Below are 25669 nucleotides of genomic sequence, written 5' to 3' on the forward strand. Positions count from 1 at the left end.
CAATTAGTCCTTACAGGCCTGATTTGCACCCTGCCATAGGTAGCGCTATGGTTAGCCACTTTATTACTCAGCTCGACAGACCACCTGCTATGACATTCTCACTTTTTGGCGATAAATTTACCCGCCATTCAGGCATCACCCGCCTGATGGAGGACCTCAACGACGGTTTACGTACGCCCGGCGCAATCATGCTTGGCGGCGGTAATCCAGCGCAAATCCCACAGATGCAGGAGTACTTCCAGTCTCTGCTAGCCGAGATGCTGGAAAACGGCAAAGTTACTGATGCGCTTTGTAATTATGACGGTCCACAAGGGAAAACCGAGCTACTGGCCGAACTGGCCACGCTGCTGCGCGAGAAGCTGGGCTGGGATATCGAACCACAAAATATTGCACTGACAAATGGCAGTCAGAGCGCGTTTTTCTACTTATTCAATCTCTTCGCCGGACGTCGAGCCGACGGGACCACCCGAAAAGTCCTGTTCCCACTGGCGCCGGAATACATTGGCTATGCCGATTCCGGGCTGGAAGAGGAGCTCTTCGTTTCCGCACGACCCAACATCGAGCTGCTACCGGAAGGCCAGTTTAAGTATCACGTTGACTTTGAACACCTGCACATTGGCGAAGAGACCGGCATGATTTGCGTGTCGCGCCCGACCAACCCGACAGGCAATGTGATCACTGACGAAGAGTTATTGAAGCTGGATCGCCTCGCCAATCAGCACGGTATTCCGCTGGTCATTGATAATGCCTACGGCGTCCCGTTCCCCGGCATTATCTTTAGCGAAGCCCGCCCGCTGTGGAACCCTAATATTGTGCTGTGTATGAGCCTTTCCAAGCTCGGACTGCCAGGTTCGCGCTGTGGGATTATTATCGCCAACGAAAAAATCATTACGGCTATCACCAACATGAACGGCATTATCAGCCTTGCGCCTGGCGGCATGGGCCCGGCAATCATGTGCGAGATGATTAAGCGTAACGATCTGCTGCGCCTGTCAGAGACCGTGATCAAACCGTTTTATTATCAGCGCGTTCAGGAGACCGTGGCGATCATTCGCCGTTACTTATCCGAAGACCGCTGCCTGATCCATAAACCAGAGGGCGCGATTTTCCTGTGGCTATGGTTCAAGGACTTGCCCATCACAACCGAGCTGCTGTATCAGCGCCTGAAAGCACGTGGCGTGCTGATGGTCCCCGGTGATTACTTCTTCCCGGGGCTGGACAAGCCGTGGCCGCACACCCATCAATGCATGCGGATGAACTACGTTCCGGAACCGGAGAAAATCGAGGCTGGCGTGAAGATTCTGGCTGAAGAGATAGAACGCGCCTGGCGTGAAGGCTAAAAGCCAACCCGACCACATCATTGGTCGGGCATCACATTACAACGGCTGTGAACGCAGACGCTGCTGCTGAATTTTGGCGGCATCAACGCACTGCAACGCACGGGTCGGGCAGGCTTCTACGCACGCCGGACCCGCTTCGCGATGCCAGCACAAATCACATTTAACCGCCTGCACCCGCGAGCGCTGTGCAACCACATTCATAGCGCCAAACGGACAGGCCAGCATACAGCTCTTACAGCCAATGCAGCGTGCCTGTTCCACGAAGATATGCCCATGTTCGCGGCAAATAGCGGTGGTCGGGCAGGCATTGGCACACGGGGCGTCTTCGCATTGATGACACGTAACCGCCGTGGTAAACGCATCGTCTTTAATAACCCGAATACGCGGGACAAATGCCCCGCTGGAGACTGCTGCACAATCCTGGTGTTCCTGATGTGCGACGACGCAGGCCACTTCGCAGGTACGACACCCAATACATTTCGCCGCATCTGCCATGATAAACCCGTTCATTGCCTTCTCCGTCACCGTTAAAACCACAGAGTGCCAGAGAGACAGTCCCTGTCGCTTTGATCGGACAGGGGAAACGGATAAATTTTGTCAGGTATGTGAGCGACTCTGATGTTTCGCCTAATCGCGAACGGTGAAGCCCAGTTCATTCGAAATTGCCTGAGCGGTTTCCCGCAGCGGCTTGAGTAAATTCTTCTCCCCGACCTGCTTCAGGCGCGAAGTGGAGAGTGAAATCGAGACCGAATACGGCACGCGACCATGAATATCAAACACCGGAACCGCAATGCAGGACACCCCCAGCTCATTCTCTTCCCGGTCCATCGCCATGCTACTTTCACGGATTTGCGCCAGCTCATCGTACATCGCCGGTAAACCGGTAATGGTATTGCGGGTCAATGGCTGAATCAGATCCTGGTGGCTCTCCCAATAAGAGGCCACATAGTCCGGATGACCAAACGCCATATAAATTTTGCCCATCGCCGAACAATACAACGGCATATGCTGCCCGATATAGGCACGGGTACGCAGCATACCGGTGGTGGGTTCCAGCTTATAAATCAGAATCGCGTGGTCATCTTCGCGGCTGGAAAAGTTTATCGTTTCGCCGGTGGCGATGTTCAGCGCTTCAAGGTGCGGCGCGGCGACATGGATGATATTCAGTGATGAAAGCGCCTTCTGCCCAACGGCGATAAATTTGGTGGTCAGGCGATAGCTGCCAGCCGCAGGAGCAGGCGTCACGTATCCACACGATTGCAGCCCTTGCAGCAGCCGGTGCACGGTACTTTTGTTCAGCCCCGCCAGTTCAGACAAGTGTGCCAACGGGCAACCATTTGGATAATTGCTCAGGATCTCAATCAGCATCAAACCACGAAACAGGCTCTGGCTTCCGGCTGGCCTCTCTTTTTCTTGCGTCATCTCATTCTCTTTTGTGCCCATCGCTTCCGCTCCCCTTTTCATCGCGCTCTGATGGTAGCGCAAAGTGTGTTTCAGTTCACGATCTGAACCAAAAAAACATAACCTTTTGATTTTGATAATTTTAAAAAACAGGCCTCCCCGTTGATCTGTCAAAATTTGATCGCTATATTTGAAATCAGATTTCGCATAGTGAAATTTAGAGATAAAAAAGCGATCAAATTTAATTAAGGAAACAGGAATGAAAGTCACTTTTGAGCAGTTGAAAGAAGCGTTCAACCGGGTACTGCTGGCGCGCGGTATTGCCGTTGAAACCGCAGATGCCTGTGCTGAAATGTTCGCACGCACCACCGAATCCGGCGTCTATTCACACGGCGTGAACCGTTTTCCTCGCTTCATTCAGCAGTTGGATAACGGCGATATCATTCCTGAAGCTAAACCGCAGCGCACCACCAGCCTGGGTGCGATAGAGCAGTGGGATGCTCAACGCTCAATTGGCAACCTGACCGCGAAAAAGATGATGGACAGAGCCATCGAACTGGCCTCCGATCACGGTATTGGCCTGGTGGCGCTGCGTAATGCGAATCACTGGATGCGTGGCGGCAGCTATGGCTGGCAGGCCGCAGAGAAAGGTTACATCGGTATCTGCTGGACCAACTCCATCGCCGTGATGCCTGCGTGGGGCTCTAAAGAGTGCTGCATCGGTACCAATCCGCTGATTGTCGCCATCCCATCAACGCCGATCACCATGGTGGATATGTCGATGTCGATGTTCTCCTACGGCATGCTGGAAGTTAATCGGCTGGCAGGTCGTGAACTCCCGGTGGATGGCGGATTTGACGATGAAGGTAATCTCACCAGAGAGCCTGGCGTTATTGAGAAAAATCGCCGCATTTTGCCAATGGGCTACTGGAAAGGGTCTGGCCTGTCGATCGTACTGGACATGATTGCCACCCTGCTTTCAGACGGTGCTTCCGTTGCCGAAGTCACCGAAGACAACAGCGATGAATACGGCATTTCGCAGATTTTCATCGCCATTGAAGTAGACAAGTTGATCGACGGCGCATCCCGCGACGCCAAACTGCAGCGCATTATGGACTTCATCACCACCGCTGAACGCGCCGATGAGGACACGCCAATCCGTCTGCCCGGTCACGAGTTCACCCGCTTACTGGAAGAAAACCGCCGCAACGGGATCACCGTTGATGACAGCGTATGGGCCAAAATTCAGGCGTTATAAGGAGATAAACCATGATCTTTGGTCATATCGCTCAACCGAACCCCTGTCGTCTGCCGGCCACCATTGAGAGGGCACTCGACTTTCTGCGCAGCACGGACTTCAGCAAACTGGAACCCGGCGTGGTGGAGATCGACGGTAAAAACATCTTCGCGCAGGTTATCGATTTAACCACCCGCGACGTTGCCGAAAATCGCCCTGAAGTCCATCGCCGCTATCTGGATATTCAGTTTCTGGCCTCGGGTGAAGAAAAAATCGGTATCGCCATTGATACTGGTAATAACCAAATTAGCGAATCGTTATTAGCACAGCGCGATATTATTTTTTATCACGACAGTGAACATGAATCTTTCTTTGAAATGATTCCGGGAAGCTACGCCATATTTTTCCCGCAGGATGTTCATCGTCCCGGATGCCATAAAACGGTAGCAACACCGATCCGCAAAATAGTAGTTAAAGTGGCAATAGACTCTTTATAGAAAATAATTTTCAGGAGCACAAAATGAACGTAAAGCATGCCGGTTATATTATCGGTGCGTACCCCTGTGCACCCTCATTTCACCAACAGAGTGAAGAGGACGAGAAGGAATTCTGGCGACAACTCTCCGATACCCCGGATATTCGCGGCCTGGAGCAGCCTTGTCTTGAACACCTTCACCCGTTAGGTGATGAATGGTTATTACGCCATACGCCGGGTAGCTGGCAGATCGTCGTGACGGCCATTATGGAGACCATGCGCCGTCGCGGTACTAACGGCGGCTTTGGGCTGGCATCAAGTGACGAAGATCAGCGTAAAGCCTGCGTGGAGTACTATCGCCATCTTCACCAGAAAATCACTAACATCAATGCCGCCAACGCCGGGAAAGTCATCGCGCTGGAGCTGCATGCCGCCCCGCTGGCGGGGAATCCGAACGTCGCTCAGGCCACCGAGTCATTTGCCCGTTCACTTAAAGAGATTGCCAACTGGGACTGGTCCTGCGACCTGGTACTGGAACACTGTGATGCCCTGACCGGCCCCGCACCACGTAAAGGTTTCCTGCCGTTAGAAAATGTGCTGGAAGTGATTACCGACCATGACATCAGCGTGTGTATTAACTGGGCACGTTCCGCCATTGAAGGGCAGAATACGACCCTGCCACTGGCCCACACCCAACAGGCTAAACAGGCTGGTAAACTGGGGGCCCTGATGTTCTCCGGCACCACATTGACGGGAGAATATGGCGAATGGCAGGACTTACACGCGCCGTTTGCCCCTTTCTGCCCGCAGAGTCTGATGACCACCGAACATGCCAGCGAATTATTTTCCTGTGCAGGAACCGATCCCCTGCAATTTTCGGGGATTAAATTACTGGAAATAAACGCCGATGCAGACGTTAACCATCGCGTAGCAATATTACGTGACGGCATCGCTGCATTAAACAAAGCAAAATTATAAAAATAAAATATGACTCTACGAGAATATTAATATGAACACGACCTCTCGCTCTACACAAAACGAAGTACCGCGCCAGCGTTGGCTGAGAATTATTCCTCCAATTCTGATCGCCTGTATTATTTCTTATATGGACCGCGTCAATATTGCTTTTGCGATGCCAGGTGGAATGGATGCTGAGTTAGGTATTTCTGCCACTATGGCGGGACTGGCTGGCGGTATTTTCTTTATCGGCTATCTGTTTTTACAGGTTCCCGGTGGAAAAATTGCGGTTCACGGCAGCGGCAAGAAATTTATCGGCTGGTCGTTGGTTGCCTGGGCGGTCATCTCCGTCCTGACGGGCTTGATCACCAATCAGTATCAACTGCTGGTTCTGCGTTTCTTACTCGGCGTGGCGGAAGGCGGTATGTTGCCCGTGGTACTGACGATGATCAGTAACTGGTTCCCCGATGCCGAACGCGGTCGTGCCAATGCGATTGTGATTATGTTTGTCCCGATTGCCGGGATCATTACCGCACCGCTCTCCGGCTGGATCATTACGGTTCTGGACTGGCGCTGGCTGTTCATTATTGAAGGTCTGCTCTCTGTGGCTGTGCTGGCACTGTGGGCCTATACCGTTTATGACCGTCCGCAGGAAGCACGCTGGATTTCAGCAGCCGAGAAGAACTATCTGGTCGAGACCCTGGCTGCAGAGCAAAGGGCGATTGCCGGAACCGAGGTAAAAAACGCCTCTCTTAGCGCAGTGCTTTCCGACAAAACCATGTGGCAACTTATCGCGCTGAACTTCTTCTATCAGACCGGGATCTATGGCTACACCCTGTGGCTTCCGACCATCCTCAAAGAGTTGACCCACAGCAGCATGGGACAGGTTGGCATGCTCGCTATTCTGCCTTACGTCGGGGCCATTGCCGGGATGTTCCTGTTCTCCACCCTCTCTGACCGTACGGGCAAACGTAAAGTGTTTGTTTGCCTGCCACTGGTTGGCTTTGCCCTGTGCATGTTCCTCTCCGTGGTGCTGAAAAATAACGTCTGGCTGGCCTACTCCGCGCTAGTTGGCTGCGGGTTCTTCCTGCAATCGGCGGCGGGCGTGTTCTGGACCATCCCGGCGCGTCTGTTCAGCGCTGAAATGGCGGGCGGTGCGCGTGGCGTTATCAACGCGCTGGGCAACCTCGGCGGTTTCTGCGGTCCTTACGCGGTCGGCGTGCTCATCACCCTCTATAGCAAAGATGCGGGGGTTTACTGCCTGGCTATCTCACTGGCGCTGGCCGCACTGATGGCGCTGCTGCTGCCGGCAAAATGCGATGCAGGTGCAGCCCCGCTAAAAGCACTGAATCCACATAAACGTACCGCGTAAAACCCTGCCCGGTGGCGCTGTGCTTACCGGGCCAACGACATCCGTAAACACCCGTAGGCCGGATAAGCACAGCGCCATCCGGCAAAGCTGAGACATCAAAGATGAGTGAAAAAGAGACCTTCTGGCTGGGTATCGATTGTGGCGGTACGTATCTGAAAGCTGGTTTATATGACGCCAAAGGTCATGAGCATGGCATTCACCGGCAATCGTTGCAGACAGTATCGCCATTGCCGGGTTACGCCGAGCGTGACATGCAGCAACTCTGGCAGCACTGTGCAGCGACCATTGCCGGACTCTTACACTGCACCGGCGTATCCGCAGAACAAATCCAGGGCGTCGGCATTTCTGCTCAAGGTAAAGGGCTATTTCTTCTCGATAAGCAGGATAAGCCGCTGGGCAATGCCATCCTCTCTTCTGACCGCCGGGCGATGGACATCGTCCAGCGCTGGCAACAGGACGGGATCCCCGAACAACTCTACCCGGTTACTCGTCAGACACTATGGACCGGGCATCCCGCGTCTCTACTGCGCTGGGTAAAAGAACACGAACCCCAACGCTACGCACAAATTGGCTGCGTCATGATGGGACATGATTATCTGCGCTGGTGCTTAACCGGCGTCAAGGGCTGCGAAGAGAGCAACATCTCCGAATCCAATCTCTACAACATGAGTACGGGTCAGTACGATCCATGCCTGACCCAGTGGCTGGGCATCAGCGAAATTAACAACGCGCTGCCGCCCGTCATCGGCTCAGCAGAAATTTGCGGGGAAATCACCGCTCAGGCAGCCGCCATCACCGGTCTGGCGGCGGGTACGCCCGTCGTCGGCGGCCTGTTTGATGTGGTTTCCACCGCACTCTGTGCCGGTATTAAGGACGAACATACTCTCAATGCGGTAATGGGCACCTGGGCCGTCACCAGTGGGATCGCTAACGGCCTACGCGACCATGAGAAGCATCCCTATGTCTATGGCCGCTACGTCAGTGACGGACAGTACATCGTTCACGAAGCCAGTCCGACCTCTTCCGGCAATCTGGAATGGTTCACCGCCCAGTGGGGTGAGCTCTCTTTCGATGAGATCAATCAAGCCGTTGCCAGCCTGCCGAAAGCGGGCAGCGAACTCTTTTTTCTGCCCTTTCTCTACGGCAGCAACGCCGGGCTGGAGATGACCTGCGGCTTTTACGGCATGCAGGCGCTGCACACCCGCGCACACCTGTTACAGGCGGTTTACGAAGGCGTGGTATTCAGCCACATGACCCACCTTAACCGTATGCGTGAACGCTTTACCGAGGTGCATACCCTGCGCGTGACCGGCGGCCCAGCACACTCCGACGTCTGGATGCAGATGCTGGCGGACGTCAGCGGTCTGCGTATCGAACTACCGCAGGTGGAAGAGACTGGCTGCTTTGGCGCAGCGCTCGCTGCCCGAGTCGGCACCGGCGTGTACCACAACTTTAGCGACGCCCAGCGCGACTTACAGCACCCGGTGCGCACGCTGCTGCCCGATATGACCACCCACGCCCTCTATCTGCGCAAATACCGCCAATACCAGGATTTGATTACCGCACTACAGGGCTATCACGCCCGCATTAAGGAGCACGCATTATGAGCCGACCATTACTGCAACTGGCGCTCGACCATACCAGCCTTCAGGCAGCCCAACGCGATGTCGCCCTGCTACAGGAAAGTGTCGATATTGTCGAAGCAGGTACCATCCTCTGTTTAACCGAAGGCCTTCACGCGGTCAACGCCCTGCGCGCTCAGTGCCCGGATAAGATCATCGTCGCTGACTGGAAGGTGGCCGATGCCGGAGAAACGCTGGCACAGCAGGCCTTCGGGGCTGGCGCCAACTGGATGACCATTATCTGCGCCGCGCCGCTCGCCACGGTCGAAAAAGGCCACGCCGTCGCGCAATCCTGCGGGGGTGAAATTCAAATGGAGCTGTTCGGCAACTGGACGCTGGACGACGCCCGTGACTGGTATCACGTCGGCGTTCGCCAGGCGATTTACCATCGCGGACGCGACGCGCAGGCCAGCGGACAGCAGTGGGGCGACGCAGATCTGGCGCGCATGAAAGCGCTGTCCGATATCGGCCTTGAGCTATCGATTACCGGCGGGATTACCCCTGCAGACCTGCCGCTGTTCCGCGACATTAACGTGAAAGCGTTTATCGCCGGACGTGCGCTGGCAGGCGCCGCCCATCCGGCGCAGGTCGCTGGTGAATTCCACGCACAAATCGACGCCATCTGGGGAACACAGCATGCGTAATCATCCATTAGGTATCTATGAGAAAGCGCTGGCGAAAGATCTTTCCTGGCCGGAACGGCTGGTGCTGGCGAAAAGCTGTGGCTTTGATTTCGTCGAAATGTCGGTGGATGAGACAGATGAACGCCTGTCGCGCCTGGAGTGGACGCCAGCCCAGCGCGCATCGCTGGTCAGCGCAATGCTGGAAACCGGCGTCGCCATCCCCTCCATGTGCCTGTCAGCCCACCGCCGCTTTCCCTTTGGCAGCCGCGATGAGACGGTTCGCGAGCGGGCGCGCGAAATCATGACCAAAGCCATTCGCCTGGCGCGCGATCTCGGTATCCGCACCATTCAACTGGCGGGTTATGACGTCTATTACGAAGAGCATGACGACGGCACCCAACAACGCTTTGCCGAAGGGCTGGCATGGGCGGTGGAACAAGCTGCCGCCGCGCAGGTAATGCTGGCGGTGGAGATCATGGATACCGCCTTTATGAACTCGATAAGCAAGTGGAAAAAGTGGGATGAGATGCTGTCATCGCCGTGGTTCACCGTCTACCCGGACGTCGGCAACCTCAGCGCCTGGGGTAATGACGTCACCGCCGAACTAAAGCTGGGCATCGACCGTATCGCCGCTATCCACCTGAAAGACACGCTGCCGGTGACCGCAACGCATCCTGGTCAGTTTCGCGATGTGCCGTTTGGTGAAGGCTGTGTGGATTTTGTTGGCATCTTTAAAACATTGCATGAACTGAACTATCGCGGCGCATTTCTGATTGAAATGTGGACCGAAAAAGCCAGCGAGCCGGTGCTGGAGATTATCCAGGCGCGACGCTGGATAGAAGCGCGGATGCAGGAAGGAGGATTCACATGCTAGAGCAACTGAAAGCCGAGGTGTTAGCAGCAAACCTGGCGCTCCCGGCGCATGGTTTAGTCACCTTTACCTGGGGCAACGTCAGCGCGGTGGACGAAACGCGCACGCTGATGGTGATCAAGCCTTCCGGTGTCGAGTATGCAGTGATGACAGCCGACGATATGGTAGTGGTGGAGGTCGCCAGCGGCAAGGTGGTCGAAGGCAGCAAAAAACCGTCTTCTGATACGCCAACCCATCTGGCACTGTATCGCCGTTTTCCGCAGATCGGCGGGATCGTGCATACCCATTCCCGCCACGCGACGATCTGGTCGCAGGCCGGCCTCGATCTCCCCGCCTGGGGTACCACGCATGCCGACTATTTCTATGGTGCGATCCCCTGCACCAGGCTGATGACGGTCGAAGAAATTAACGGCGAGTATGAGTATCAAACCGGTGAGGTGATTATTAACACCTTTGAACAACGCAATCTGAACCCGATGCAGATCCCGGCAGTTTTAGTGCATTCACACGGTCCGTTTGCCTGGGGTAAAGACGCCACCGACGCTGTACACAACGCCGTGGTGCTCGAAGAGTGTGCCTATATGGGGCTGTTCTCACGCCAGCTAGCCCCGCAGTTGCCGACTATGCAATCGGAATTGCTCGATAAACACTATTTGCGTAAACACGGCGCAAATGCGTATTACGGGCAATAACATGAGAAATAGCCGCCGTCAGACAACGGCGGCTACGACTTAACTTAGAATTTCACCCAACCGTCAGCACTTTCATTCTGCTTTTCTACCTGCGTGTGAATTTTTCGGATACTCGCAACCTGATGTCGTATTTCAGGTTTATCATGTGTTATGCGAAAAACAGCGATTGCCTCTTCCAGTTTGAGGGCTTGATCCTCCAAAGAGCTCGCCGCAGCAGAAGACTCTTCTACCAGTGCCGCATTTTGTTGGGTTGTGGTATCCATTTCTGTCATCGCCTGAGCAATTTGCGACACACCGCGACTTTGTTCATCGGTCGCTACCGCAATGTCACTCATAATATTTTTCATCTGAGTGACGGAATGTTCTATATCCGCAATTGCCACACCAGCACGTTCCACCAATGTGAAACCTGAATCCACATGGCCAACCGATTCTTTAATTAACTCTTCTATCTCTTTTGCCGACTGGGCACTACGTTGAGCAAGATTTCGGACCTCCCCGGCGACGACAGCGAAACCTTTCCCCTGCTCCCCGGCCCGAGCTGCCTCAACGGCCGCATTCAACGCCAGAATATTCGTCTGGAAAGCAATCCCATTAATTACTGTCGTAATTTCAGAAATACGATGGGAACTCATCTGTACATTTTTCATGGATTCAATAAGCGCCTGGGAGATCTGGCATCCTTCACCCGCCTTTTTCGCCGCAATTTCAGATAGTTTTAGCGCTTCATTGGCATTATCAGCATTATTGGAAATTGTCGACGTGAGTTCATCCATACTTGCCGCGGTTTCAACCACAGCAGCAGCCTGCTGCTCTGTACGAGACGATAAATCCATATTCCCGGAGGCTATCTCGGAGGAAGAACGCGCCACACAGTCCACGCCTTCTCTCACGTCATGGATAATATTCTTCAGATTGGTATTCATTGTTGACATCGACTGCATCAACAAGCCTAACTCATCGCGTCTTTCGGTCTGCAATTCATGGGTAAGGTCACCGTCCGCAATTTGCTCTGCGAGCAGCAACGTTTGTTTAAGCGGTGTAGTAATTGATTGCGTAATTAACCACGCAAGAACAATTCCAACAAAGATGCCGATTAACGCCACCAGCTCCATTTGCAAAGATGCCGTATGTGAAACCTCTTGCACTCTTTTTTGCATCAGCGAATGTAATTCGTTGATCACTTGCCCCAGTTCTGCTGCATCTGCAGACAGAGAAGCCGATGCCTTTTCGAGCGCCTCTCCAACGAGATGATAGGGTTCAATGTTCTCAGCATAATTATGTATGTCCTGAATAATTCCTTTGATATTGACTCGTTGATCGCTGGCAGGAATATACTGGAGTTGTTCCGCATTCTTAACACCATCAACGAATCCAGATCGCTTGCCACAAAACTCAGTTGCGCCAGCATCATTCTTTGTTCTACAGGCAACGTTGTATCAAGACTCCACGCATTCAGTTCTGTGGATTTCTGGTAAAAATCACGGTTATTAAGACGTTTCTTTATTTCTCTCTTTTTCTGGAGCACAACATCAAATGCCGCTCTTCCTGTAAAATAATTTTTTAAATCACGCTGCGCTTTATCTAGTAGTGCAACACCGCTTTCAGACCATTGATATGTATATAATTTATCAAGAATTTTAGATAAGTTATTCATGGCCAATTTGTTTTGATTAACGTATTTATCATCCTCGGTGTATTCATAAGTAACTCGACTTAGCTTCGCCGCAGATAGGTTATTCATTAACTCGACGCTTAACGCATTTTTTTCTATACGTTCATTGATATTTTTAAATCCCAAAAGACCAGATAACATAATCACAACCATAATAATAATCATGACGGTAAATCCAAAAAACATTTTCCTACTAAACTTCAAATTTAAGAGGAATGATTTTATTTTCATATCTTTGTTAGCCTTAATTTCCAGGAGTATTATTAATATAAATTAATTTTTATGAACGTCTTTTATAGATAAAAAAATCCCTGAGCATCACTGCCCAGGGGAATAGTCCGGAGACGACATCACGCTCGCGAACAAATTGCTACAGGCTTTGGATTTTATTTCACATTAACAATCCGTTAAAGTATATAACGGCTGTACATTATCCAACTTTATAATATAGCCACTGCCCTTTACATTAATAATAGAATTTTCAGGTAGACCCAGCATGTTTAATTTTTTATTTAAATTGCTCATCACTTTACATAATCGTTGTGTTGATGCACTTAAATCATTATTTTCCCAAACATTACTCAACAATTCATCTCGCGTTACATGCTGGGTTCTTGCATGTACTAAAAGATAAACAAAAAGACGCAACATTGTACTATTTAAAAAAATACCACAAAATAAAATAACGCTATCCATTTTATTTGTCGGCAGTCTGAAAATCCTGGCTTCCAGAATATCAAGAAATACTTCTCTGCCAATCATGAATCCATGTAACTGATATTCCATAACTTAGCAACTCATAATGACAACAACCGACAATATCCAGGCATGCTCATTCTCTCCCCCGCCTTTATGATGTAAGTGTAAAGACCTGAAAATTATTTTCAATATATGTGCAGAGCACCTTTTCTCCTGTTAATCATCCGCAAAAAAAGACTTACCATCTAAACTAACCAAAATTTTACGCACCAATCTCTTACAAAACCAAAAGATAGCAGGGTGATTATCCGCAAAACTGCATACATTCGACATGACAATGCAAAACCTCATTTTTGTCACAAATTACAGATAATAATTCTGAATGAGTTTTGCACAAGTGTTTCATTGCGTAATAATAATCCAATTGAGATTGAGCTTAATCCATTCCTCAGAAACAGAGTAATGATGTTTAATGATTTATTCTGATTCAGAATGGAGCACCTTTAACTTGTGTTTACATATATTGGCAAAAAAGTGAAAAAGATCATTATTATCAATGATATAGCTGTTTTCGAACCCGACAAGAATCGCCTGATATCCCTGAAGGATTATCCGGAAAGAAGCATTACTTTGCATACGCCGGTATCAGCCTGCCTTTTGTTATTGCTGCAACATAGCCACCAACCGGTCACGCAAAAATATTTATTCAACGAAGTATGGGAAAAAAATGGCGTGATCGTTTCCACCAACGCTATTTATCAAAGCATTGCCTTAATCAGAAAAAGTCTCAGAGCTGTCGGTCTGGATGAGGAGATAATCATCACCTTGCCAAGAATAGGTTTTAAAGCTGAAGCAGATGTGAAATATTTCACTTTCGATGAATTCACCACCGCCTATTCAGTCCAGAAGGTTAACGCTTCGCCCGTAACCATCATGTCGGCAACAGTCGTTGGGGACAATAGGTCCCTGACGGATTACCTTCACCAGTATCGACGGCTGCCGATGATAGGTGTGATAATTATATTACTCCTTACCTTTTACTGGTCTCAGCAGACAAAATCGTTTTATACCCATTATGCCGATATTGGCAATATCCACGGGTACCAGGTTTACTCATCATGGTCAGGAAAAGAGAAAAGCATCAGCATGTTTAATCAGTTTTATATCCGACATAACTTAGCCTGTCCACCAGGGAAAGCGGTATATATGACGCTTAATAACACACAGTCCGGTACCTCAATACTGGTTTGCCGGGATAACATCGATTCCCCTCAAGCAAAGTGCAAATCATTATTTTTCATGGAGAAATATAATGATTAAAAAGATGAGTTTATTCATGTGGGCGATTTTTTTTGCCATCCTTGCGGCCACTATCATTCTTTACTGGCATACAGCATATGCTAAGAAACACTTTTCCTGTGAGGCCCAACTGACGCTTATCGATCAGACTTCATCCTACGACGTGCTTATGAACTTTACCTTTGCTAATGATTCGGGTACTTATGAAGCATCCGGTCTGTATAAAGATCGAGATGGTCGTACAATAAACACCAGTAATAAAGTCAATTTCACTTACTGGCGTAAAGGGAATAATCTTTATCTTATCTCGAAAGAAACAAATGAGTTACCTAAATCAGACATTCCTGTTATTGACTGGAAACCAGATTTTTTCAGAAAGCGCAACCGCGGGTTAGCCCTTCAGGTCATTCAGGAAAACGCCGACGGCTATCTCTTTCTCTATGATAGTACGCCGCTGTTTTATTGTACGCGTAATAATGAGCCACCGATTATGAATTAATATGCTCTTTGCAGTAGCGTCGTTTCCAGACGGCAGGTGTGAGTCCCGTATGTTTACGAAAAATCTGCCGGAAATAACCAACATCATTAAACCCGCACAGTTCTGCCACTTCCGTCAGCGAACGCGCATCGCTAATCAATAATTTTTCTGCTTCACGCACACGTTGACGCTGAATAGCTTCGGTCAGCGTCAAATGAAACACCCGCCGATAGACGCGGCCCAGATAATCCACATTGCAGTGCAGTTCTTTAGCAAGAACCGCTGTAGAAAGAGGCAGATGGTATTGGGTTCGAATCATCTGCTGCGCTTTCCACGCTAACGACACGCCAGCTTCATCCGTATTTTCATGTGCTCGGGCATCACACGTTATCTGTTGTAGGATTAACAAAACAATAAATTCCAGCGCCGAGCTGCGCTGCAATTTTTCCTGTTCACTCATAAATTGGCGAAAAAGTGCAATCAAAGTCTGGGGATCTGCCACGCGGGTATGCTGTGGCACGGAGAGATGTGTCCGCCAGCACGGAGCGCTATTCAGATCTTTGACTTCAAAATGCAGCCAATAAAATTTAAGGTCAGCAGGAAAATCCTCCACGCCAACATGGAGACGCTGTGGCCAAAGCAACAGACTTTCTCCCGCATCTACGCAAAATACGCGCTCTTCTTCCTGGATCGTCAGTCTCCCTTTCTCGATAAATATGATTTCCCATGAATCCAGGCACCTCGCAGGATGCCGCCCTACACCACGAGAAATGAATAATCCGCCGTTTTGCACTTTGATCGGAAGCGTCATGGATAATTCGAGCATAGGTATGTAAATTCCCGCTTAATGGTGGATAAAAATAAACACTACCTTTTGATTATTAATAAAAAATACAAACTTCACTCGATCCATCTCACATTTTCACGAACAGGTCGGAATCGTCACCTTTTTTTACTCTTTCGTCGCCTTGTTGGTTTTTCCATTCCAGGCAGAATTAATCAGGTCATTTTTCATAAAACAATAATCACTGAAAAACCGCTTCCTTAGCGAGGAACATCTATGACCTCTACACCGATTACATCGACAGATATCGCCAAAGGCCAGACCGATGACGTGTTGTCCATGCGTGAGAAAATTGGCTACGGCCTGGGCGATGCGGGCGGGACGGTAATTACCTGTCTGATCATGAACTTCCTGACCTTTTTCTATACCGATGTGTTTGGATTGACCCCAGCGCTGGTTGGCACCTTATTTATTGCCCTGCGTGTGTTTGATGCGATTTCTGACCCGGTCATGGGCGTCCTCGCCGACCGTACGCAAAGCCGTTGGGGACGCTTTCGCCCGTGGCAGCTGTGGGTGGCCGTTCCCATCGGTATTATTGGCGTCCTGACCTTTACCGTCCCGGACGCCAGCATGGGGGTCAAAATCGCCTGGGCCTTTGGCACCTATTTGCTGCTTTCCGTCGGCTATACCGCAATCAACGTGCCGTACTGTGCGCTGATCAACACCATGACGACGCGCCACAATGAGGTGATCGCCTGCCAGTCCTGGCGCTTTGTGCTGTGTGGCGTCGCCGGATTTTTAGTTTCCGTCGGCCTACCGTGGATGGTGGAAGTGCTCGGCCAGGGTAACGCCGCGCAGGGTTATCAGTTTGGCGTGGGCATATTGTGCGCCATCGCTGTCATCATGTTCCTGTGCTGTTTCTTCTGGGTACGCGAACGGGTACCGCTGGCGATGATGGGGAAATTTACGCTACGCGAACACATTGGTGGGCTACGCAAAAATGACCAACTGCTGCTGATGCTGGTGATGTCCTTCCTGCTGATCAACGTCTTTAATATTCGCGGCGGCGGATACATGTACTTCATTACCTACGTGCTGGAAGGCAGTACCGCTTACACATCACTGTTTTTCACCATGGTCACCTTCGCCTCGATCATCGGTTCAGTGGTGGTCAGCCCGCTGACGCGTCGCATCGACACCGTCAAACTCTATTACTACACCAACCTGGTACTGGCAGCACTGGCGGCACTGATGTGGTTCCTGCCCACAGGTCCAGCACACCAGACGTTATGGCTGGCGGTGATTCTCGGCAACGGCATTATTCTTGGCTTCACGCTGCCGCTGCACTTCTCGCTGATGGCCTTTGCTGATGATTACGGCGAATGGAAAACCGGCGTGCGTTCCTCCGGTATGAATTTCGCCTTTAACCTGTTTTTCATCAAGCTGGCCTGGGCCTCCAGTGCCGGGATCATCAGCGTGTTGTTTATTTTTGTCGCCTATCAGCCTGGCGCTGGCAACCAAACAGCCAGCTCGCTGCAAGGTATTACCGCCATGGAGACGCTGCTGCCCGCCCTGTTCCACCTGCTGCTGGCGCTGTCTATCCGCCTCTGCAAACTCAATAACCCGATGATGTCGCGCATTGCTACCGATCTGCGTCAGCGTCATGTACAGCCTTAAGGAGCACGAAATGAACGTACTGGAAGTCGACCTGCATAAGCTCACGGTCAGCGATCCGTTCCTCGGACAATATCAACAGCTGGTACGCGACATAGTGATTCCCTACCAGTGGGATGCGCTCAATGACCGCATTGCAGAAGCGGACCCCAGCCACGCTATCGAGAATTTCCGTATCGCGGCGGGCCAGCAATCCGGTGAGTTTTACGGCATGGTTTTTCAGGATAGCGACGTGGCAAAATGGCTGGAGGCCGTGGCCTGGTCGCTGTGTCAAAAACCGGATACCGAGCTGGAAAAAACCGCCGATGAGGTGATCGAACTTGTGGCCGCCGCCCAGTGCGAAGATGGCTATCTCAACACTTATTTCACAGTAAAAGCGCCCGAAGAACGCTGGACAAACCTGGCCGAATGCCATGAGTTGTACTGCGCGGGCCACATGATCGAAGCGGGCGTCGCCTTCTTCCAGGCCACAGGAAAACGCCGTTTGTTAGACGTCGTTTGCCGCCTGGCAGACCATATTGACTGCGTTTTTGGGCCCGGTGAAAACCAGTTGCACGGCTATCCCGGACACCCAGAAATTGAGCTGGCGTTAATGCGGTTGTATGAAGTGACTCAGCAACCGCGCTACATGACGCTGGTGAATTATTTTGTTGAGCAGCGTGGCACTCAGCCGCATTTCTACGATGAAGAGTACGAAAAACGCGGACACACTTCCTACTGGAACACTTACGGCCCGGCGTGGATGGTGAAAGACAAGCCTTACAGCCAGGCGCACCAGCCAATATCTGAACAGCAAACCGCCATCGGTCACGCCGTGCGCTTTGTCTACCTGATGACAGGAGTGGCCCACCTGGCCCGCTTAAGCCAGGATGAAGGCAAGCGCCAGGACTGCCTGCGACTGTGGAACAACATGGCCCAGCGCCAGCTGTATATTACCGGCGGGATCGGCGCGCAAAGTAGCGGCGAAGCGTTTAGCAGCGATTACGATCTGCCTAATGATTCTGTCTACGCAGAGAGCTGTGCCTCTATTGGCCTGATGATGTTCGCCCGCCGGATGCTGGAAATGGAGGCCGACAGTCAGTATGCCGACGTGATGGAACGCGCGCTGTATAACACCGTACTGGGCGGTATGGCGCTGGATGGCAAACACTTCTTCTACGTTAACCCACTGGAAGTGCATCCTAACTCTCTAAAATTTAACCATATTTATGACCACGTGAAGCCCGTTCGCCAGCGCTGGTTTGGCTGCGCCTGCTGCCCACCGAATATCGCGCGCGTGTTAACGTCGATTGGCCATTACCTCTACACTCCGCGCCAGGACACGCTGTATATCAACATGTATGTAGGCAACAGCATGGAAGTACCCGTTGAAAACGGGACGCTAAAACTCCGCATTAGCGGAAATTATCCGTGGCATGAGCAGGTCAACATCGCTATTGATTCAGTTCAGCCTGTGCATCACACCCTGGCGCTACGCCTGCCGGACTGGTGTTCTGCGCCGCAGGTAACGCTGAACGGCCTGCCGGTTGAACAGGATATTCGTAAAGGCTATTTGCACATTACCCGCACCTGGCAGGAAGGCGATACGCTAAGCCTGACACTCCCGATGCCGGTGCGTCGGGTATATGGCAATCCACTGGTTCGCCATGTTGCCGGTAAGGTTGCCATTCAACGCGGACCGCTAGTCTATTGCCTGGAGCAGGCGGATAACGGCGAGGAGCTACATAACCTGTGGCTGCCGAAAGAGAGTGAATTCAGGGTTTTTGAGGGGAAAGGGGTATTTAGCCATAAAATACTGATTCAGGCCGAAGGGGTGAAGCAAAGCACTGATGATGCCACGCAGCAATCATTGTGGCACTACGACGTCTCCCCTGCTTCCCGGCAAACGCATACGCTAACGTTTATTCCGTGGTTTAGCTGGGCGAACCGTGGTGAAGGTGAAATGCGGATTTGGGTCAACGAGCGGTAATGATATGACGGATGGCGACTGTTGGCGCCATCCGTCAAAACATCATGAAAAAATTGCCCTCTTCCATGAGGACAAACGGGTGAGAATCAGAAACGCCAGCTCACCCCTGACAGGAAAGTGAAGCTGTCATCGCGATCAACCATTGGGCTATCCTTAATATCGTCCGGCAGCGCGCTATAGTTGGCACTGGCCAACAATGTCAGGTTAGCGGTTAACGCATATTTCGCGGACAAGCCAACATACGGCGTCCAGCTATCGCCAGGGGAATAGCTGGATAACCCACTGCGGCGAGACTCATTTCCAGAGATGCCGTAGTAATATTCATTGAATTTTTCGTCATAGTAGAGCACGCCAATGGATGGCGTCAGCGTCAACTTGCCCATCGGCATTGGACGGAACAGAGAAACTTCGCCGGCCCAGCCATTGCTGTTGTCCAGCATATCTGCGGCAGCAGAGACTTTCACACTGCCCCATTTTTCATGGTGATACCATGCAGCACCCGCCATCGCGGTAGCATCACGCTTGTCGAGTTGCTTCATTGCATGATCGTCGTTATCTGCGGGATCAAACTCAAGCGGCATCCACGAGGCAGTAATACTAAATTCATTACTTTCACTCTTCGACAGAATATAACCTAGCGTTGTTTGCCTAAAATAAAATGATTCGCCTTCATAACTGATAAGCGGCACTGCATGGACATTTTCATTGTATCCACGATAAGGAGATTCGTTATATACAGCTCCACCACCCAGAGAAAATTCTGCGGCTGACGCACTCGCCATAAAAGACAAAGCAATTAGCGCCACAATATTGCGTTTAATTAACATGCCAAATTTCCATTTTAAAATAAGCTACAAAGCAGGCGCATAATAATGCTTACAATTTCATCAGTGCAAGGCGCATATTTATATAGTAATATATAAAATCATATATATATTGGATTCAGCGATGAACAAATTACAACTCAAACACCGGGAACTGAAGATTATTTCGGTCATTGCTGCCAGTGAAAATATCAGCCATGCAGCCACCGTTCTTGGCATTGCGCAGGCCAACGTCAGTAAATATCTTGCTGATTTTGAATCAAAAGTGGGTCTTAAGGTGTTTGACAGAACCACCCGACACCTGACCCTGACTCCCTTTGGCACTGCGTTGCTGCCCTACATCAATGACATGCTGGACAGAAACGAGCAACTGAACAACTTCATTGCCGATTATAAGCACGAAAAACGCGGTCGGGTCACGGTATATGCACCAACCGGGATTATTGCTTACTTATCACAACATGTTATTGCAAAAATTCAGAGTATTGGTGAAATTAGCCTGTCGCTGAAAACCTATAACCTGGAACGTAAAGCATTTTATGAAGGGGTCGAATTCCCTGATGACTGCGATGTTTTAATTTCCTTAGCACATCCCAAAGATGAATCGCTGGTCGCCAGTTTCATTACTAAATATGCGGCGACTGCTTTTGCCAGTCAGGGATATCTGGATAAGCATCCTATCAGTAGCCCTGAAGAACTGGATCAGCATTCCTGTATTTTGATTGATTCGATGATGATAGATGACGCCAATATTTGGCGATTCACTTCAGCCGGTGGCAAAGAGATGCATGACTATCGGGTGACGGGAAATTACATTTGCGACAACACACAATCCGCGCTGGCGCTGGCGCGTAATCATCTGGGCATTGTTTTTGCGCCCAATGAAAGTGTGCTAGACGATCTTGAAACCGGGGTGCTGGTTCCGTGCTTCTCTGAACAACATGAGTGGTGGCTGGATCTGGTGGCAATTTTCCGCAAGCGCGAATACCAACCCTGGCGAGTGCAGTTTATTCTGGATGAAATGTTGGCGGAGATTCGCGAGCAGCTTACTCAGGTGCAACAAAAGCCACCTGAGTAAGCAAAATGGCCTGCACTCAGTGGTCGAGATACAGGTAATGCACCCAACTGGTCATACGTAACAGCACCTTACGCATCACTGATACATGGGCGAAATGGTCAGAATACACCGCGACCTGAGCGTAAATACCATCAGGTAACGTATTGACGTCCACATTGTCATTCAGTTCGATCGTGGCGATCACCCCTTCCGAACCCGGCGTGGAGTTTAAAGATTGCAACGCGCCGTTCGACTGATACGTACCGCCCGGAACCGCCGGGCTAATCGCCGCCAGTTTGCCGCTAAAGACTTTCCCCGGCAGCGCGTTAAATACCACCTCAGCTTCATCGCCTGGCTCCAGTCGCAGAAGTGAGTTCTGACGGAACTGGGCAATAATCTGTCGTTTTTGATCAGGGATAAACACCATCACCGGGCGCATAGGCAGCGCGGCGGCATAGGTCCCCGGTCGGATCAGCACCTGGGTAATGTAGCCATCACTTGGCGCACGAACCACGGTTTGATCGAGGTTAAATTCCGCTTCAGCTAGTTGGGCTTTCAGGCTGGCAATCTGCGAATGCTCGCCCAGCACCATACTGTCTAACTGGCTCTGTATTTGCTGTTGCTCTGCGAGGGACGATTTTACCGACGCTTCCTGTGCCAGATAATTTTGCCGTGCCGCATCGATATCACGTTCAGAAAAAGGATTCACCTTCGCCTGGCTACCCTGCGCGTAACGCTGGTAATCTTTCGCTAGCTTGTCACGCGTGGCCTTCGCCTGTTGCGTGTTCGCTTTCATTTCATCTAACTGCGCAACCAACGCCTGCTCTTTATGCTGTGCCGTGACAATATCGGCTTTCAGACGGTCAACCCGCGCTTGATAACGCCCCGGATTAAGCTTAAACAGCACCTCACCTTTTTTGATCAGCGTGTTTTTCTTATCCGTTACTTCTGTGACCACCCCGGTCACCTGCGGCACGACGGGAATAGAAATAACCGCCTTTTGTGCCTTAAATGTATACGGATGGTTATAGTTCATCAGTAATATAAGCCCGCAAACAATAAAAATACCGCCCAACGCTGCAGTAGGTACTGTCCATTTATTTACAGGAATTTTAAAAATTTTAAATACCGACCATGCACAAGCCACATAGGTCAAAACAATCAGTAAATCCATCGATATTACTCCGCCGGGGAGGTCTTAACCTCGGCCAGTTTCTTTTCCAGATCGGCTACCCGTTCCTGAAGTTGAATCAGGGAAGAATCAGCACTCTGCATGCCCCAGCCGCGTTCCGGGCGGTAAAGCGTTGCCCAAATCCATAAAAAGGGCCAAATAACATGCAACGTAAACAGACTCACCCACCCTGCAACATGGATCGCGTCGGCATGAGGATGGTTACGTTTTTTTGCAATGAGATAGGGAATATCATGAAGAATAATAACCCCATAAAAAATGACCAGGAATACAAAAATAAGCACTCCTAATGCAAAATAATCAAGGAACATATTTGCCTCAGGGATTAAAAATAAAGAATTTAAATGCTATTAGTTTTAAACAATAGAGTTGAGCATAATAGTAGAATAACTAAATTAGATGCAATTTTCTTATTTATATAACGATATATGGGTTTATATATATACCCGTCGTATTTCGGGCTACTTCTTTGTTGGCTGCGTTCGTTCACCCCAGCCACTTATCTGAGCAAGCGCCTGGGAACGCCCTCTCTTGCTGCCCCAAAACAACACGAAATCCATAGGGTATAAAGCTGCAGGGTAAAACTTGATGCCCGGCTCGCAAAGCGATACCGGGCAATAAGCGATGTGAGATTAAAAGAGTCCCAGCGGTTTATCAGAGTAACTCACCAGCAGGCACTTGGTCTGCTGATAGTGATCCAGCATCATCTTGTGCGTCTCTCGTCCGATGCCCGACTGCTTATAGCCGCCAAACGCTGCATGTGCCGGGTAAGCATGGTAGCAGTTGGTCCAGACGCGTCCGGCCTGAATACCGCGCCCCATTTTGTAGGCCAGATTACCGTTACGGCTCCATACGCCAGCACCCAGTCCGTATTGGGTATCGTTGGCGAGTTCCAGCGCTTCTTCCATAGTTTTAAAAGTTGTGACCGCCAGCACCGGGCCAAAGATCTCTTCCTGGAAGACGCGCATATTGTTCTTGCCGTACAGAATGGTCGGTTCGAGGTAATAGCCCTCTTTTAACTCCCCATCCAGTAGTTTACGCCGCCCGCCGGTCAGGACATCCGCCCCTTCTTTCTTACCAATATCAATGTAGTTCAGAATAGTTTCCAGCTGGCCATGTGACACCTGCGCGCCCATCTGCGTGACGCTATCAAGCGGGTTACCGCTGCGGATACTCTCCACACGGCGAATGGCTCGCTCCATAAAACGTTCGTAAATAGATTCCTGCACCAGCGCACGGCTTGGACAGGTACAGACTTCGCCCTGGTTAAAGGCGAACAACGCAAAGCCTTCCAGCGCCTTATCAAAGAACGCATCTTCTTCATCCATAACGTCGGCAAAGAAGATATTCGGCGACTTGCCGCCCAGTTCCAGCGTGACAGGGATAATGTTCTGCGTGGCATATTGCATGATCTGCTGACCGACTTCCGTTGAGCCGGTAAAGGCCACTTTCGCAATGCGTTTTGACGTCGCCAGATACTCGCCGATTTCCCCACCCGCGCCGTTAACCACGTTCACCACGCCCGGCGGCAGCAAATCACCGATAACTTCCATCAACAGCAGCACCGATAGCGGCGTCAGACGGGCGGGCTTCAACACCACGCAGTTACCCGCCGCCAGGGCAGGTGCCATCTTCCAGCTCGCCATCAGCAGCGGGAAGTTCCACGGGATAATTTGCCCGACTACACCGAGAGGTTCATGGAAGTGATACGCCACTGTATCGCTGTCGACTTCACTGATCCCCCCTTCCTGGGCGCGAATACAGGAGGCGAAATAGCGGAAATGGTCAATAGCCAGCGGCACATCCGCCGCGCTGGTTTCGCGGATTGGCTTACCGTTATCCCAGGTTTCTGCCGTCGCCAGCAGTTCCAGGTTTTGTTCCATGCGATCGGCAATCTTGAATAAGATCGCCGCACGATCCTGTATGGACGTGTGTGCCCATTTATCTTTCACTTTGTGCGCAGCATCCAGTGCCAGATCGATATCTTTTTTGCCTGAAGAGGCCACTTCGCACAGTAATTGCCCGGTAACCGGCGTCAGGTTCTGGTAATACTCACCGTCCACAGGTGCAACCCAGTCGCCGCCGATAAAGTTATCGTATCGGGCTTTTAACTTCAGAGGGTAACCATACTCGCCGGGATAAATACGCGTTGAAGGGGGATTATTGGTCATGACCGTCTCCTTGCTGTAGGGGTACTACAAAGGTAGACGGGGCTGGCGAATTATTCGCCAGCCATTTACTGCTTTACGACAGATGTCACGATTTACATTGCCGCACGATAGATCGCCATGATTTCCTCATGCGTCGCCTGAATCGGGTTAGTAAAACCACAGGCATCATTCAGGGCGTTGGTTGCCAGAATGGCAAAATCTTCTTCCTTCACGTTCAGGTCGCGCAGGCCTGCCGGAATTGCCACTTTCTGTGCCAGCTCACGGATCGCCGCGATGCAGGCTTCTGCGCCTTGCACTTCGCTCATATCCGCCACATTCACACCCATTGCGGCCGCACAGTCGCGCAGGCGAGCTGCAGCAACCTTGCTGTTGAACACCTGAACATGCGGCAGCAGGACGGCGTTGCACACTCCGTGCGGCAAGTTATAGAAGCCGCCCAGCTGGTGCGCCATTGCGTGAACATAACCCAGGGAGGCGTTGTTAAAGGCCATACCGGCGAGGAACTGTGCATAGGCCATGGCTTCGCGCGCCTGCGCGTTGCTACCATCTTCAACAGCAACCGTCAGATTTTCAGCAATCATCGTCACCGCTTTGAGCGCACAGGCATCGGTAATCGGCGTGGCAGCAGTGGAAACATAGGCTTCAATAGCGTGGGTCAGCGCATCCATGCCGGTGGCCGCCGTCAGAGACTTCGGCATACCAACCATCAGCGAGGAATCATTTACCGACAGCAGCGGTGTCACGTGCTTATCAACAATCGCCATTTTAATATGGCGCTCTTCATCAGTGATGATGCAGAAACGGGTCATTTCAGATGCCGTACCCGCCGTGGTGTTGATGGCAATCATCGGCAGCTGTGGTTTTGCCGAACGGTCAACGCCTTCGTAGTCACGAATGTCGCCGCCGTTAGCCGCCACCAGCGCAATACCTTTCGCACAGTCGTGTGGTGAGCCGCCACCCAGAGAAATAACGCTATCACACTGGTGTTCTTGCAGAAGTTTCAGGCCAGCCGCAACGTTGCTGGTAGTTGGGTTAGGATGCGTACCATCAAAAATAACACTGAAAATATCACGTTCCTGTAAGGCTTTTTGAATATCATTCGCCATGCCTAATTTCATTAGCATGGCATCAGTCACAATTAATGTACGGCGAAATCCATATTCCGCCATTGTATTCATTGCATCCTTTAATGAATCAGCACCAATTACATTCACGGAAGGAATAAAAAATGTTGAAGCAGCCATTGTACAATCCTTA

25 protein-coding genes are annotated in these 25669 nt (G+C 50.9%); 14 read left to right on the forward strand and 11 right to left on the reverse strand.

What is annotated here, in order from left to right; all coding sequences use genetic code 11:
• Positions 1-89: 89 nt before the first annotated feature.
• On the forward strand, positions 90-1340 hold the full coding sequence (gene avtA / locus IMQ48_RS14115) for a valine--pyruvate transaminase (protein WP_196209537.1): 1251 nt from the start codon (positions 90-92) through the stop codon (positions 1338-1340).
• Positions 1341-1376: 36 nt separating this feature from the next.
• Here avtA and IMQ48_RS14120 read toward each other — a convergent pair whose 3' ends face one another.
• Both IMQ48_RS14120 and yiaJ read right to left on the reverse strand, forming a co-directional pair.
• Positions 1377-1850 (reverse strand): 4Fe-4S dicluster domain-containing protein, encoded by a 474-nt coding sequence (locus IMQ48_RS14120; protein WP_196209538.1) that lies wholly within the window; start codon positions 1848-1850, stop codon positions 1377-1379.
• Between the two features lie 117 nt (positions 1851-1967).
• Positions 1968-2804, reverse strand: a complete 837-nt coding sequence (gene yiaJ / locus IMQ48_RS14125) for an IclR family transcriptional regulator YiaJ (protein WP_370551861.1) — start codon at positions 2802-2804, stop codon at positions 1968-1970.
• Between the two features lie 196 nt (positions 2805-3000).
• On the opposite strand from yiaJ, the gene yiaK reads away from it, so the two are divergent.
• The 8 genes from yiaK (at position 3001) to araD (ending at position 10590) form a co-directional block, all read left to right on the forward strand.
• Positions 3001-3999 (forward strand): 3-dehydro-L-gulonate 2-dehydrogenase, encoded by a 999-nt coding sequence (gene yiaK, locus IMQ48_RS14130; RefSeq protein ID WP_196209539.1) that lies wholly within the window; start codon positions 3001-3003, stop codon positions 3997-3999.
• Positions 4000-4010: 11 nt separating this feature from the next.
• Positions 4011-4475 (forward strand): YhcH/YjgK/YiaL family protein, encoded by a 465-nt coding sequence (locus tag IMQ48_RS14135; protein WP_196209540.1) that lies wholly within the window; start codon positions 4011-4013, stop codon positions 4473-4475.
• 23 nt (positions 4476-4498) lie between these two features.
• A complete protein-coding gene (locus tag IMQ48_RS14140; RefSeq protein WP_196209541.1) occupies positions 4499-5431 on the forward strand; it encodes a DUF4862 family protein in 933 nt (310 codons plus the stop codon).
• Between the two features lie 31 nt (positions 5432-5462).
• A complete protein-coding gene (locus IMQ48_RS14145; protein ID WP_196209542.1) occupies positions 5463-6782 on the forward strand; it encodes an MFS transporter in 1320 nt (439 codons plus the stop codon).
• Positions 6783-6883: 101 nt separating this feature from the next.
• Positions 6884-8389, forward strand: coding sequence for an FGGY-family carbohydrate kinase (locus tag IMQ48_RS14150; protein ID WP_196209543.1), 1506 nt, complete (start codon positions 6884-6886; stop codon positions 8387-8389).
• Positions 8386-9048, forward strand: coding sequence for a 3-keto-L-gulonate-6-phosphate decarboxylase UlaD (gene ulaD / locus IMQ48_RS14155; protein WP_196209544.1), 663 nt, complete (start codon positions 8386-8388; stop codon positions 9046-9048). The genes IMQ48_RS14150 and ulaD overlap by 4 nt, the downstream gene beginning before the upstream one ends.
• Complete coding sequence (locus IMQ48_RS14160) at positions 9041-9901, forward strand: L-ribulose-5-phosphate 3-epimerase (RefSeq protein ID WP_196209545.1); 861 nt, start codon at positions 9041-9043, stop codon at positions 9899-9901. Before ulaD ends, IMQ48_RS14160 begins: the two co-directional genes overlap by 8 nt.
• Positions 9895-10590: an L-ribulose-5-phosphate 4-epimerase gene (gene araD / locus IMQ48_RS14165; protein WP_196209546.1), complete on the forward strand. Its 696-nt coding sequence runs from the start codon at positions 9895-9897 to the stop codon at positions 10588-10590. The genes IMQ48_RS14160 and araD overlap by 7 nt, the downstream gene beginning before the upstream one ends.
• A 44-nt stretch (positions 10591-10634) precedes the next feature.
• Here araD and IMQ48_RS14170 read toward each other — a convergent pair whose 3' ends face one another.
• The 3 genes from IMQ48_RS14170 to IMQ48_RS14180 all read right to left on the reverse strand — a co-directional run bounded on the left by IMQ48_RS14170 (position 10635) and on the right by IMQ48_RS14180 (position 13051).
• The gene (locus tag IMQ48_RS14170; protein WP_370551862.1) at positions 10635-11774 is read right to left on the reverse strand and encodes a methyl-accepting chemotaxis protein; all 1140 of its coding nucleotides are present in this window, start codon (positions 11772-11774) and stop codon (positions 10635-10637) included.
• Positions 11771-12430, reverse strand: coding sequence for a hypothetical protein (locus tag IMQ48_RS14175; protein WP_196209547.1), 660 nt, complete (start codon positions 12428-12430; stop codon positions 11771-11773). Before IMQ48_RS14175 ends, IMQ48_RS14170 begins: the two co-directional genes overlap by 4 nt.
• 231 nt (positions 12431-12661) lie before the next feature.
• Positions 12662-13051, reverse strand: coding sequence for a helix-turn-helix domain-containing protein (locus IMQ48_RS14180; protein ID WP_196209548.1), 390 nt, complete (start codon positions 13049-13051; stop codon positions 12662-12664).
• A gap of 447 nt (positions 13052-13498) precedes the next feature.
• Here IMQ48_RS14180 and IMQ48_RS14185 point away from each other — a divergent pair, with 447 nt between their 5' ends.
• On the forward strand, positions 13499-14284 hold the full coding sequence (locus IMQ48_RS14185) for a winged helix-turn-helix domain-containing protein (RefSeq protein WP_196209549.1): 786 nt from the start codon (positions 13499-13501) through the stop codon (positions 14282-14284).
• Entirely contained in the window at positions 14277-14762 is a 486-nt protein-coding gene (locus IMQ48_RS14190) for a hypothetical protein (protein ID WP_196209550.1), read from the forward strand. The genes IMQ48_RS14185 and IMQ48_RS14190 overlap by 8 nt, the downstream gene beginning before the upstream one ends.
• On the opposite strand, the gene IMQ48_RS14195 is transcribed toward IMQ48_RS14190, so the two are convergent.
• On the reverse strand, positions 14752-15567 hold the full coding sequence (locus tag IMQ48_RS14195; protein ID WP_196209551.1) for an AraC family transcriptional regulator: 816 nt from the start codon (positions 15565-15567) through the stop codon (positions 14752-14754). The two genes, IMQ48_RS14190 and IMQ48_RS14195, sit on opposite strands and share 11 nt — an antisense overlap.
• 234 nt (positions 15568-15801) lie before the next feature.
• Between IMQ48_RS14195 and IMQ48_RS14200 the strand changes: the two genes are divergently transcribed.
• Positions 15802-17202: an MFS transporter gene (locus IMQ48_RS14200; RefSeq protein WP_196209552.1), complete on the forward strand. Its 1401-nt coding sequence runs from the start codon at positions 15802-15804 to the stop codon at positions 17200-17202.
• A gap of 10 nt (positions 17203-17212) precedes the next feature.
• A complete protein-coding gene (locus IMQ48_RS14205; protein ID WP_196209553.1) occupies positions 17213-19168 on the forward strand; it encodes a glycoside hydrolase family 127 protein in 1956 nt (651 codons plus the stop codon).
• Between the two features lie 86 nt (positions 19169-19254).
• Here IMQ48_RS14205 and IMQ48_RS14210 read toward each other — a convergent pair whose 3' ends face one another.
• Positions 19255-19995, reverse strand: a complete 741-nt coding sequence (locus IMQ48_RS14210) for a MipA/OmpV family protein (RefSeq protein WP_196209554.1) — start codon at positions 19993-19995, stop codon at positions 19255-19257.
• Positions 19996-20116: 121 nt separating this feature from the next.
• On the opposite strand from IMQ48_RS14210, the gene IMQ48_RS14215 reads away from it, so the two are divergent.
• A complete protein-coding gene (locus IMQ48_RS14215; protein ID WP_196209555.1) occupies positions 20117-21070 on the forward strand; it encodes a LysR family transcriptional regulator in 954 nt (317 codons plus the stop codon).
• Positions 21071-21086: 16 nt separating this feature from the next.
• Here the strand turns inward: IMQ48_RS14215 and IMQ48_RS14220 are convergent, their stop codons facing one another.
• The 4 genes from IMQ48_RS14220 to yiaY all read right to left on the reverse strand — a co-directional run bounded on the left by IMQ48_RS14220 (position 21087) and on the right by yiaY (position 25656).
• Complete coding sequence (locus IMQ48_RS14220; RefSeq protein ID WP_196209556.1) at positions 21087-22223, reverse strand: HlyD family secretion protein; 1137 nt, start codon at positions 22221-22223, stop codon at positions 21087-21089.
• 5 nt (positions 22224-22228) lie between these two features.
• Positions 22229-22552, reverse strand: coding sequence for a DUF3302 domain-containing protein (locus IMQ48_RS14225; protein ID WP_117342532.1), 324 nt, complete (start codon positions 22550-22552; stop codon positions 22229-22231).
• A 321-nt stretch (positions 22553-22873) separates the two neighbouring features.
• The gene (gene aldB, locus IMQ48_RS14230) at positions 22874-24412 is read right to left on the reverse strand and encodes an aldehyde dehydrogenase AldB (RefSeq protein ID WP_196209557.1); all 1539 of its coding nucleotides are present in this window, start codon (positions 24410-24412) and stop codon (positions 22874-22876) included.
• 92 nt (positions 24413-24504) lie between these two features.
• A complete protein-coding gene (gene yiaY, locus IMQ48_RS14235; RefSeq protein WP_196209558.1) occupies positions 24505-25656 on the reverse strand; it encodes an L-threonine dehydrogenase in 1152 nt (383 codons plus the stop codon).
• Positions 25657-25669 lie beyond the last annotated feature (13 nt).

It is taken from the genome of Citrobacter sp. Res13-Sevr-PEB04-36 (assembly GCF_015672735.1).
Lineage (GTDB): Bacteria > Pseudomonadota > Gammaproteobacteria > Enterobacterales > Enterobacteriaceae > Citrobacter.